The following is a 12,242-nucleotide window of genomic DNA, read 5'->3' on the forward strand; positions in this document are numbered from 1 at the left end:
GCAACAACCTCAGACGCGAGCCGGCCACCTCGACACACGAGTCCACCCTGCTTTGCCCGAAAGCTTTACACAGTAAGGAAAATGGCACACACGACGGCAACATGATCGCGCGAAATCACCTCGATCGCGTGCCTCTGGCGAAAATGAGCAGCTCGCCATGTCCTCCGCAGGTAGCCTGCCACCATGGCCAAGGACTATGACAAGGCGGCGAGCAGGTTCCTCGAAGCCTTGCGCCGCATCGGTGCGGGCATCGTCCGTCAGCGCGAACGCATCCTCGACCGCGCGGACAACGCACCGAGGCTGCTTTCCGGCACCCCCCACGAGGTGATCGACCTGACTGGGGACGATGGCAACGACCTCGACTACTACATCTTCGAACTGGCCCGGCTGAACGACGTCGGTAAGTCGATCATCAAGGTCTTCGGCCAGCCCCAGGAGCTGCTCGACGCGCAGCGCGCGTTCGAGGACGTGCTGCCCAGTCTGCGCGAGATCCGCAATGCGCTGATCCATCCCAACAACGACGAGAAGCTGGACAACGTCGCGTTCTTCAGCTCGGTGATCAGGCTGCTGCCCGGCGGAGAAGTTCGGCAGCTTGTCGATCCGCGCTACGGTCAGCACGACGCCGCCATTGACTACCACGCCATGCTGACCGCCTACCTTCGCGCCCACGTCGCGGCCGCCATCCGGACTCAGCCTCCCGGTCCGATTCGGCGCACTTCCGCCGACGACAACGCCCAGCAGACTCACCAGAAGACGACGACCCGCCGCTGAGAGCAAGGCGCGCTCCGGCTGCGCTGGGCTCAATCGCACTCCGTCAGCCGAGTGCCTTTGCCGGTTCTGGGGCAAGGCGGAGGCTCACGACCGGTTGCTGGGCTTCGTGAAGCGCGACGCCAACCACGAGACCAGTAGGCATGACGATCCCGTCTCCGGTCTGACGGGCCCGCCGACGCGCCTTGCGCGAGTCTCCGGGCGTCGACACGCACTTCAAGGCTCCTCGCACGGATGCCCACTTAGGATCGTTCTTAGTCGAGATCGCCTGGAGCACGGCGGCAGGCAGCCCGCTGGCCGGTCATGAGGGCAGTGGCAGAGGTGGTTCTTCTGGAAAGGCACGTACAGCTCCGGCCGCGACGGTCACCGCAGTGTAGTACCGGTTGAGGTCGTGCGACTCATGACCGATCGTCGGAAAACTGGGAAACACCTTTGCTGGTGAGGAAGACTCGCTGAGATCGATTCGCTTCGCGCACCAAAAGCCGAGGACATCCGCTTCGGTGCACGCGGAGATGCCAGGCGACGTGGCCAGCCGCGCACGCATCTCAGCATAAGCGAAGAACTCCTCAGGACTCGGCAGGACGTCAGCCACCATGAGCAGGTCGGCCAATCCCACCATCCAGGACACGGGGCGTTCGGTGTCCGGGCCTTCGCCTTGTGCGCCAAGAAGATTGGCCGCCAGTGGGTCCAGGCGTTCCAGGGTCACCACGATCGGCACAACCACGGGGACGGTCGTGAGTTCAAGGGGCTTCTTCTTGATCCTCAGCCGCGGTTGTGCTCCGGTGCGACAGAACGCATCGTTTGCATCCACACAAACACTGCCAGGTCGTCTCACTAGCCGATACCCTCACACACATGTTCGGCGCCTTCGGTCAAAACGACCTGTTGATAATGATGATGAACACCCTCGTCGGGGAAAGCGTCGACATGGACGCAGCGGAGAAGGCCTTCGTAACCACGCGGGGAGACTTCCGGGCGAAGTTCACCGCAGCGGTACAGGCACGTATAGCCCAGCAGGCCGTTCCCGAGGTGTTCATCGACCTGCCAGAGGACGCCGAACAGCTCCGCAAGCCCGAACTCGAACGGCTCGTTCGACCGGCTGCCGACGGCTTCCTGCGTTCGTATCCCACCAAGGATGAATTGCTCGACCAGGTCACGCGAATCCGCCGCAGGCAAGAACGGCGACCTGCTTGGATTCCACGCATCGGCCCTGACCTCAAGCCTCTTCCTGTTGAACCTGCCGCGGATGCCGCCGTTCGGGTAGCTGTCCGCCGCCTGGTGGTGGCGGCGCTGCCCGAACTCGGTGAAGTGACGGTGGTCCTTCCCGAGTCCTGGGAAGAACGCCCTGAGCTGCCGATGACACCAGGCGGTGTCGGCGAATGGGAGTGCGCGCTGTTCGCCCTTCTTGGCCTGACGGGGGAGGGCGTGTCCACCGGTCCGATCACACTCGATGCGTCCGCCAATGAAGCCTTGGTGCCGGAGCACGTCCGGTGGTGGTCAACCGAGCCGCCACGACCTGTGCCCGCGACCGAGGACTGCGGGGTGGCCAGCGAAATGCTCGCCACCGTCGAGTGCCTGGGCGGCTTGCCCGTCGTCGACGGCGATCCGGAAGTCGTCGCCAACGCGGTGGTGAACGCGGGCGACTGGAGGTACAGCCCACAATGGTCGCTCAAATGCTGGGCTCCCGGTGAGACTGCGGCCACGACATCGATCACACGCGCTGCTATCGCCGGCTGGGCGGACGAAGACCACAGCGGCCTGCTCGTCTACGTCTACGGCGGTGCGCTGAACGACAGCGACGGACTGCTCGGCGTGCCGGTCCCCCTGCACAGCTATCTGCTCGTGGCGACCCGATCCCCGGACACCGACGCCGTCGAGTCCGTGCATCGGATCTCCTTGTCTTGCCCCGGCGACGAGTGGTGCCGCCGGAACGGCTGTCCTGATGCTGACTTCTTCGAGGCTTCCGCCTTGCTCACGCACGTCGTGACCGCGGGACACGCGGCGGAGATCGCTGATGCGCATGGGACGGAGTCCTTCCAGCAGCTCTACGGCGACGGATTTGGCGCTGACTACTCGGACGGTGTCTTGGAGCACCTGACGATCACGTTGTCGGCAGGAGGCTGGACCGAACTGGGGACTTCGGAGTGGGAAGGGGGCATCGAGGAGTCGTTGCTGCGACGGGGCGAGCATTGCGTCCGCGCTTCGTACGACCCGGTGACCCGGCAGATGAGACTGATCGACGGCAGGAGCGAGCTGGAACTGAATCTGGACCTGCTGGCCGAGGACGGCGTTCTGGTCGATGACAGGATCGACTTCGACGCAGGTGCCGAAAAATGGGACTCCGACCTGCTCACAGCGGCAGACGATCTCCTGCGAGGACGGTTCAGTGAACTCCCCCAGCTGACGTCACCGGCCCAGTTCACGGTGCTTGGGCTCCACCCGCGATCTGACGGAACGTTGCGCGGCCCCGAAGCTGCTCACATCGCCGAAGAACAGCTCCGCGCGTTCGCCGGGGCCGTGGGACTGCTGACTCCGAGGGACGGGTGATCCGCTCGACGGGCACCAGGACGATCACGTCCCCAATAACGTCCACATGAGACGATTCTGCACGGCGGGTGTGGTGTCTCAACCTGGGCAAGCACGCGCAAGCATGTCTTCCAGCTCAACGGCTTAGATCGGCGAGCAGCACACCAAGTAGGGCTTCTTCGTGAACGGCAACCTGATGTGAACGCATCGCTGCCTCCAAACCAGGACTCCACGGCGTTTCGGGTACAGCACCGGTGAGCGAAAGTCCAGATCCCTGAAGCGACAGCGTGTAATCGTCAGCCCCGAAACGCCACGGATGCGCTCCTCGGTCGAACAACCGTGCGGCGATGCGCACGCCGCTGGTGTCGAAGTCACCGTGGTACCGCACCTCGACTCCTGCGGCGATCAGCCGGTCGACCGCGAGAAGCGCCACCGCTGCCGGATTTCCAGATGTGCACAGCAGCGGACGTGTGGCTCGTGCACGTGCTGCCGCTTGCAGTACCTGGGGATTCTCGCAGACGAAGACCACGTCGCCGGGCGAAGCCCACGAGCGGTCAGCGGAGGCATGCCATTCTTGCAGCGTGACGTGGGTGACCAAGCCGAGGTCGGCGCGCGTCCTCATCATCACCGCCCACGGATGATCTCCAGGGGGACGTACGGCCCACGTCAGGACTGTGCCCGAGACGGTGTCGGGCACAACGCCGACCATCGCCCACAGCTCTCTTCGTCCTGCGGCGGTGGAAGGAACAGCTTCGCCCGTCGCGGCGGCGATCGCTCTCAGCACAAGCGCTGCGGTGATCCTGCCGTCGTCCAGGGCGTGCGCGTCCGCACATGCCAGGCTGGCCAGCTCTGCCAACTCGAACGTCGGTGCGATCGGCAAAGCCTCTGGCATGGCGGCAGATTGCTGGGAGGTAAGTGGCATGGCGGCCGCCATCGTTCGCAAGACTGCCGCGGTTTGCTGGATCACGGTCTCGGCCTCGCCGCCGGCCCTGCTGAGGAGACCGGCGCGCCGAACACCGTTCTGCCACTCGTGCACCCAAGGGCTCGCGTCCAGACCTGACTCCGCGAGGGCTTCCTCCCAGCGAGCCCACAGATCCAGCTTTGCCGCCTGGCGTGCTCGTCCTTCTGCTTTGCGATCGGTGAGCTGGCCACCAGTCAGTTCCGCGATGACGGTGACGAGACCGTGAGCGACCGCTGATGCGCGGAGAACAGCATCCAGTTCAACGAGGCGCACGCTGACGCGCCCAGGTTGAACGGAGCGACCGAGCAAGCCCGACAAGTCCTCAGCCGCCTGGTAGTCCAACTCGACGACAACAGATCCGTTGACAGCAAGGCCGTTGCGTTCCAGGCGTTGCCGGATCTTGTGCCACAGAGCGCCCAGGCCGGGCGTGTCCAGGTAGGCGCGGGCAGCCTCGGGAATCCTCTCCACCGCAGACCTACCCGGCCGACCGAAGGTAGTGCTTCGTGCGGCCATCCCAATGCACGTGGGTGGCAGCAGCCGCTGTTCCTGGCGCCCGCCGAACTTCGTAGATGTCGACGCTGGGGACCTGCGGATACGAGCCCCACAACGCGTGCCCAGTCATGCAGAAGTCGACGTCCATGCGCACGAGCAGTCCCATCAGCTCCCCGATGGTGGGGTCGTCGACTTTGGCGAAGGCGTCGTCCAGAAGGATGAGCCGCAACGCCTGGTCGGTGTCAGGCAACCCGGATAGGTAAGCGTCGGCGGCGGCGAAGAGCGACACGTAGGAAACGAAGCGGGTCTCGCCCTGCGAGAGCTTGGCTCGCCTGCTGATCTTACGCACCTGGCCGGGCGCAGGCCCGAGAATGGACACCTCAACGCGGTGCCACTGACGATAGTCCAGTGCTGTGCGCAGATGCTCGCTGTAGCCGGCGTCGGCGTCGTTCTTGTAGCTCTCGTCCACCCGGTCCTTGAGCAGCCGGATGAGTTCCTCGGTGTGCTCTGCAGAACGGACCGCTCCGCTCTCCTTGACGAGGTCGCGAATGCGGCCGATCGGGCTGCCGGACGGTTCGACCAGTTCCCAGCGCAACCGAACGCCGATGCCGTGACTGGTACGGATGTCGCTGAGGCTCGAGTTCATGGCGCGCACGAGCCCATCTGCCTGTCCCAGCCGGCGACGCAGTTCCTCACCGACACCACTGATGATGAATTCGGTGAACACGGTGTGTTCCCGTTCGGTGAGCGCGTCAGCGGCGCGCTCCGCCTGTTCCCTGAGCCGTGCCGCTGCGACAGCCACCGGGTCGCGGCCTGTGGAGTCGGTCAGATCCACCAACCAAATTCCGCTTTGCTTCGTGGGTGTGAGGTCGAACGTGTTGGCCAGGTCGTTGCCTACAGCGCGCAGAGAGCGCATCAACCCGTTCTCCTCGACAGGCTGCGTTGTCCGACCGATGGCCTGCTGCACCACGTCTGCGACGTCGTTTGCCGCAGAGGCCGTGAATGTTCCGGACATGGTGCAGAGTGCGATCAGATCTACCTGTGATCCACTGGTCGCCGCCTCAGCGACCCCAGGCAGGGACACCTGTTCAACGAGAAGCGTGAGTGCGGTCCGCGTCGTCTCGATGGCCTTCACGGTTTCGAGATGTGCCGACTCAAACCGGGATTCCGCGTTCCCAGCCTCCTTGTCCAGCCTGCGCTCATCGCTGGATAGAGCTGCGATCGACTCGCGGACCGTGCGGTGCTCTCGTTCTGCCGCACGCAACTGCTCGCGAACTTCCTCGGCTTCGTCACCAAGCGCTTGCCGCACAGTTGAGAACTTGTTGTTCTCACTGTGCCAATGACGCCACGACTCCTCCGCCATGAGTTCGGTGGCCTGGCGAGCAGCCCTTATTTCACTGAGGTCGTTGAGCATGGCGGTGTGTTTGCGGCGACCGCGGTGCATCACGTCGAGTCGCTCAGCGAGTCTCGTGCAGGCGACATCGGCCTGCTTTGCGGCCTCGGTTATCTCGTTCAGGCCGGACTCACCGGCAGGAAGTCCCAGCCGGACACAATGTTCCTGATGCACTCGCCGATCGGCCACCAGTCGCTCGCGCTCACGTCGGGCTTCTTCCAGTGCCGCGACAGCGATCTTCTGCGATCGCGCCGCCGCTTCCGCAGCGAACCGGGCAGCCAGTCGAGCACGAGCAAGATCGACCGTTGTTGGCGCTGAACGCACAAGGCCTTCCAGTTCTTCCGCATACAGGGTCAACTCGTCTCGCTTGAGCGCACGTTGGTCCTTGCGTCGGGTGAGGTCTGCCAGTTCGTCCTCGATCTGGCCCAGCCGCTCGACTCGGGCAGCCGCACGGGCGCTCGCGCCGATGAAGCGTGCGGTGTCCACGTGGTGCTTGCCCTGCATCAGGCCTGCCTGCCAGCGGCCGTCCGCAGCGACCCAGGTGTGGTGACCAGATCCGAACCCGACTCTCGACAACACCTCCTTGACAACGTGTTCCGGCAAAGCGCTCGCGGGGTCCCAGCGCAACACCTCGGTCAACGGCCTGACCTCAACAGAAGCCCGCGTCGTCAGCAGAACTTGACCATCTTCGGCTCGGACTGCGCCGTCCGCAGTCACAGCAGCGGACAGAAGTCCTGCCGCGAGCAACGCGGCTTCCACTCCGGCGCGGTCCGCCGATGCCAGATCGTCCGAGAACTCCACCAAGCTCCACAGTGGAGCTGATCCGGGCGGGCCACCGCGAGTCCACGGAGCCGTCGGTGGTTCCGGATCACGTTGAGCCAGCAACCCTTCCTGCTCGGCAATGAGAGCTGCGCGAGCCTCATTGTCCCATCGTTGTTCCTGTCGCAGCTCGGCTTTCCGGTCAGCGATCCTGGTGCGTGCCGGATCAGCGGCGAGGTCCGCTACCCCGGCCAGCTGATCGAGATCGTCATCGGTGCTCTGATCCCCGACGAGGGCGTCCGCGTCAACCAGCAGCTCACCGGCCGCGGTGTGCCGCCAGTGAAGCTCACCGATCACGGCGAGGGTGCGCTCGTCCACGGTCCACCGCCGCCACGAGGCCGCAAGTGCCCGTGCCTCGCCGTCGCGCTTGTCTGCTTCCTCGATCGCACGTTCAGCCTCAGCCTCTGCGCGGCCGCTGAGTTCCTCGGCGTTCTCCTCGGCTATTGCGACCTTCTCGCCGCGGGCATCGAGTCGCGCCGCGTCCTTGCTGCGGTTGCCCGCTTCGCGGGCGCGCCTGACCGCGGCCTGACCTATGTCACGAACTGCTCGTGCCGTCTCATCGAGCGGTTCCGGAATGATGTGCAGCTGGGCAGGAACTGGCCGGAGGAGGTCCTCTGTGCCGTCAAGCAGTGAACAACGGACGTCTTCGCGCACCTCCGGTGGAGGAACAAGCCCGACGTCGACAGTCTGCGGAAGAACGCCGACCGGCATCCCCGCCTGGCCTAGGACACGTCTGGTCTCAGACAAGGAAGCCGCGGCGAACTCGGCTTCGCGACGGAGGTCGCTGGCCTGTTCGTCGGCCCGCCGTGTGCCGTCAGCCTCCGCTTCTCGCCTGGTTGCCGCGTTCTTGAGATCGCTGTGTGCGGCACGTGCCAGCGAGTCAACCATCCCCGCCAGGTTCTCAATGTCCAAACCGGCCTGGTAGGCAGGAAGCTCTTTGATCCCATCGATGGTCGACCGCAATTCTGCTTCACGCTTAATCGCCTCACCGTGCTTCTGGCGGACCTGCAGGTGTCCCCGCACAAGATCGGCGTGCGTCTGACCAGCCTTGCGCTCAAGTGTCGCAAGTTCGACCGCATGCGCCGCTGCCGTGCCGACTTCCTCTGCCGTGTCGGACAATGCTCTCGCGGTGTACCGGCTGTAGACAGTGAGAAAGGTGTCGATCTGCTCGACGGCTTCGAGGAGCCTGCGTTGCTCCTCCCGTGAGTCGGACAGGGAGTCGAGGCGTTCGCCTGCTTCGCGAAGAGTGTTCTCCGACAGCGGAGGGAGCGCATCGGAGAGGATCTTGGGCAGATTTCCCTCGTCGATGCGGTTGCCGACGTCAGGGGCCCGCAGCGTGTGCAGCAACTGCAGCAGGCCCGAGTAGCGTTCCCTGCCGGTACTTCCGGTCAGTCCGAACACCTCAGAGGCGATCCTCTCCCGGTGGGAGTCGGGTTTGTCGGTGATCCGATCGGCACCGATCGCTTGCCCCAGCAGCTCCCGTGACAGCGGCTGCCGCCGATCGTCCATCAGCCGCAGACCGTCGCCGACGCGCAGAGGTGTGGTGAAGTACCAGGGCTTGGCCTCCCCCGTGCTCGCCGAGAACCGCACGAGCACACCGGCGGTCAGATGTTCAGGAACGGAATCGTTGGTCTCGCGGCTCAGCTCCAGCCACAGATAGCCAAGCCTGTTCGTTTGTCCTTGGGCGCCGTGGCGCATCAGATCCTCAAGGCGGACCTTGCCAGAGCCGGTCGCGTCCATCTTGCGCCGATCGGCATCCAGTACGAAGGGCAGCAGCATCTCCAGGGCGCGACTCTTGCCCGAACCGTTGGTACCACGCAGGATCATCCGCCCACCGGCGAACTCGAAGACGGTGTCGTAGTAATACCAAACGTTCACGATGCCTGCTCGTGACAGTCGCCACCGGTGTGGATGATGCTTCGGCGAAGCAGGGGCCAGGGTGTCGCTATCCGTCACAGGAACTCCTGGTGCTCATCCGGAACCTCAGGGAACAAGACACCCGTGTGCGTGTCTTCGAGTCTGCGCATCGCGCGAGTTCGAGCGGGAGCCCGGTGGGGTTCGGGCCGAAATCGAGCTGATGCGGGATGCAGCACCAACCCGCCGTCCGCGACGACGACAAGGCTCAGTGACTCCAGCAACCGGACTGTCTCCGTCTTGAGCAGCGCGGGATCGGTGGCGTACTGCTTGCCGAAAGTGCTGCCGTACTGCTCGATGAGCAGCTCGATGTTCGACTCCAAGACGGCCCACGGCACCCAGACACCAGGTACGGTGTGATCACCGACCGTCGCCGTGCAGGTCGCGGTCGCCTTCATGTCGTCGGCAAGTGCGTTCGTCAGCAACAGGGCCGCGTGTGCCACCGTTCCCACGCCTGGGAAGGCGACATCGCTGACCTTTTCTTCTGTGTCATAAGCGAGCAGGCCTTCCGCACGGGCCTCCAACGTCAACCCGAACGACTCGTCGAGGATCCTGGTCAGTTCACGCCGCTCGCGCGACAGCACGTCGCGCTCAGCCTCGGTCAGATCCTCACGGCGCACGAGCGGGTTCTCCACCAGCTTGCGGCGAAGGCTGCGGCGCGGTTGCTCTTGTTCGGAGGGGTCCACGTGCGAGCCGTCGAGCAGAGGATCGGGAGCCGGCACGTCCATTAACGATCGCGACAGCAAGTGGGGCAGCAACGGGCGGTGGACGTCGAGGAGCGCCTCATCCTGTCTCGTCTCCCAACCAGAGATGGAGCCGTCTGTCTCGGTGAGCACACCCCACTCGACGAGGATTCCGATCGCTCGCACGAGCTCTCGGCTTTCCGCGAAAGTATCGTCGACTGTGATCCCGGCGGTGACGGCATCCGCACGGACCTGCTCCACCAATGAACTCATCAGCACCTGGTCCGCAGTGTTCGAGGCGAGAAGACTCGCGCAGACCAAAGCCAGACACGTGTAGGTGCGCGGTGTGAACGGTTTCCCGTTGTGCGCGAGTGCCGGTCGGACGACGGTGTCCTGACTCAGCGGTGTCTTGAGAAGGCGAGCGAAAGTCGACTCGACGACGAGCTGGTAGCCGAGGGTGGTGGCAAACGTCCTCTTGAGCTGCGGAGCATGCCTGCGGATCAGCGCCAGCTGTTCGGGATGCCTTGCGGCCGTGATGATCGGCTTCATCAGCAACGCTCTCGCCGCGGTTCGGCGGTCGCTCGCGTCGTGCTCGTCAGTGCCCGTTGACGCTCGGCTCACGCCGTCCTCCCCGATTCGGCGATCGTGTGCCTTCTCGCGGTGAGCCGGAGACCGTGCACGATCACCGAACCGTCGCTGGCATGAATGCGGGTGCTGCCGCCGAAAGAACTGTCCGCACGGATCTCCAAGTCGAGGTCGCTGTCCGACTCCACCACAGGGGCGAGAAGTTCCTGGTTCTTGGCCAGCAACGCACCTAGCAACGCGAGAAGCAGATCCCTGGCCGCCGGGCTGACATGAGCACCGTCGAGCGTTCCGGCCGCGACGAGTTCGTCAGCTGCGACTCGACGAGCGCGTGCCTCTTGCTCAGCGTCCTGCAACAGTCGTTCCTGGTCCAGACCGGGATCGGGAACCGGCGATGTCCGCCCCCGCGCCGTGCGATCACCGCGATCACGCAGGCTCACCGGCACGTCGACAGAAGCCGCGTCCCACCACGAGGTGTTCACACCGTCGCGAACACCGAGCTCCTCCGGTCCACCGAACAGATGTCGCGCTGGATATGTTCCGAACGTCGCCGCGAACAGCCGGTGCGCCTCGCCGTGGCCGGCCTTGTCGAACCAACCTGCCAGCTTGAGGAGGTCGGTCCGCCTGCTCACACCGGTTCCTGCGGCCGCGAGCATCCGCTTCGCGTTGGTCAGCAACTGTCGCAGAGCCTGGTCCGCCGCGGCTCTCAGCGTGTCCGGTCCCGAACGCCCGTCTTCACCGCTGTACCAGGCGTGCAGCTGTTCCCAGTCAGCCCTGTCGCGTCCGGGAAGACGGTCAGCAGGCGTGCCGTCCGGCATGATCAACGCGGGCAGGCTGCTCAGCATCCCCAGGATCCGATCCAGATGCGGTAGCAGGCGTTCACACCGCGCCGCGACAGCGGGAGCGTGCCGCGAGACGTCCGCCGTGATCAGATCGATGTACTCCAGCAGCAACTCCTTGAAGCGCCGATATTCCTCGCCGACGAGGTCATATCGGGAGAGCACCGCGTTGAGGTAGGCGTAAAAGTCCCGGACGCTCTCGTTGAACACCCTCTGGTTGTTGAACACTGTCGTGATATCGCCCGCGAGCGCTTCAGGATCAGGAGAAGGGCCGCGGAGGCGCTCGGCAATGCGGTCGAGTGCTTCCACGGTGGCACCGAGCAACTCCCGCGCCACCTCCTGAGCACCCTCGCCAGCCGCGAGAACCGCTTCCGCGTCACGATGCACGCGGCCGCCCAGCTTAGACGCCTGATATCGGTTGCGTGATCGAAGAAAGTCCCGCACGGTTGGCACACGAGCATCACGAACACCGCGTACGAGATTGCCCCAGCGATGGAGCTGCTCACAGCGATCAGTCGCCTCGTCCACAGACAGCGAACGACCTCGCTCGCCGAGCTGCTGCGCCACCTCCGCTGCCGACAGGTCCGCCAGCAGCGGACCCGTGAACAGATCCATGATCGCGCGATACTCGGCGGCCAGATCTGTGGTCAGGTACACGAACAACCGCGTGCGCCCGGCCGACTCGTCAGGACAGCTTCCGTCGATGCGCTCCATTCAGCCCTCCCCCAAGACATCATCGTTTGGGCCACGACGTACGTAACACGAGAGAGCGACTTCCTGGTCAGGTAATTCCCCCGCTCCTACTCTTAAGTGCGAGCGGCGGCCCGGTAACACGGACCGCCCGGATGACATCACCTTCCCATCAGCGGCGCCGCACGGTCAGTAGCCCGCCCAGCGGGTCTTGGACCCGCGTGCGAGCAAGAACCCCGGCGAGTACAGGACCTGATGCGCCAGCAGCGGGCGAGGCCGCCTGCGGCGCGGTGGCGGGCACGACGTGAGTCCAGGCTTCGCCCAGCGGCCGCGTCTCGTTTCGAAGGAAGCCGCACTGCGTGGCACGGGGCGGCCCGAAATCCGGACCGTCGGCGTTGTCCTTGTGCTCTCTGAGCAGTTTCTCCACCATGTCGAGCCACGACATCCCGGTCCGGTCGATCGTGACGCCAGCGCTGGCGTAGATCACGAGTGACCGCTGGTTCGCGATGTGCTCGATCAAGGGGTAGGTGTCCGAGTCGCCGAAGAGCGGTTCGGCACTTCGCGCGAAGGACATG

At 64.7% G+C, this 12,242-nt stretch carries 8 protein-coding genes; 2 read left to right on the forward strand and 6 right to left on the reverse strand.

Features of this window, described 5'->3' with window-relative positions:
- The first annotated feature begins 183 nt into the window (after nt 1–183).
- The gene (locus AB0M24_RS37365) at nt 184–771 is read left to right on the forward strand and encodes a hypothetical protein (RefSeq protein ID WP_363778206.1); all 588 of its coding nucleotides are present in this window, start codon (nt 184–186) and stop codon (nt 769–771) included.
- 298 nt (nt 772–1,069) lie between these two features.
- Here the strand turns inward: AB0M24_RS37365 and AB0M24_RS37370 are convergent, their stop codons facing one another.
- The gene (locus AB0M24_RS37370; protein ID WP_363778207.1) at nt 1,070–1,492 is read right to left on the reverse strand and encodes a hypothetical protein; all 423 of its coding nucleotides are present in this window, start codon (nt 1,490–1,492) and stop codon (nt 1,070–1,072) included.
- Nucleotides 1,493–1,542: 50 nt separating this feature from the next.
- Here AB0M24_RS37370 and AB0M24_RS37375 point away from each other — a divergent pair, with 50 nt between their 5' ends.
- On the forward strand, nt 1,543–3,315 hold the full coding sequence (locus AB0M24_RS37375) for a hypothetical protein (protein ID WP_363778208.1): 1,773 nt from the start codon (nt 1,543–1,545) through the stop codon (nt 3,313–3,315).
- Between the two features lie 115 nt (nt 3,316–3,430).
- On the opposite strand, the gene AB0M24_RS37380 is transcribed toward AB0M24_RS37375, so the two are convergent.
- The 5 genes from AB0M24_RS37380 to AB0M24_RS37400 form a co-directional block, all read right to left on the reverse strand.
- The gene (locus tag AB0M24_RS37380) at nt 3,431–4,768 is read right to left on the reverse strand and encodes a TIGR02679 family protein (protein WP_363778209.1); all 1,338 of its coding nucleotides are present in this window, start codon (nt 4,766–4,768) and stop codon (nt 3,431–3,433) included.
- Nucleotides 4,731–8,837, reverse strand: a complete 4,107-nt coding sequence (locus AB0M24_RS37385; protein ID WP_363778210.1) for a TIGR02680 family protein — start codon at nt 8,835–8,837, stop codon at nt 4,731–4,733. The genes AB0M24_RS37380 and AB0M24_RS37385 overlap by 38 nt, the downstream gene beginning before the upstream one ends.
- A 74-nt stretch (nt 8,838–8,911) precedes the next feature.
- A complete protein-coding gene (locus tag AB0M24_RS37390) occupies nt 8,912–10,177 on the reverse strand; it encodes a TIGR02678 family protein (protein WP_363778211.1) in 1,266 nt (421 codons plus the stop codon).
- Nucleotides 10,174–11,691: a DUF2397 domain-containing protein gene (locus AB0M24_RS37395; RefSeq protein WP_363778212.1), complete on the reverse strand. Its 1,518-nt coding sequence runs from the start codon at nt 11,689–11,691 to the stop codon at nt 10,174–10,176. Before AB0M24_RS37395 ends, AB0M24_RS37390 begins: the two co-directional genes overlap by 4 nt.
- A gap of 148 nt (nt 11,692–11,839) precedes the next feature.
- Complete coding sequence (locus AB0M24_RS37400) at nt 11,840–12,241, reverse strand: hypothetical protein (protein ID WP_363778213.1); 402 nt, start codon at nt 12,239–12,241, stop codon at nt 11,840–11,842.
- Nucleotide 12,242 lies beyond the last annotated feature (1 nt).

This window comes from Lentzea sp. NPDC051838 (assembly GCF_040681245.1).
Lineage (GTDB): Bacteria > Actinomycetota > Actinomycetes > Mycobacteriales > Pseudonocardiaceae > Lentzea.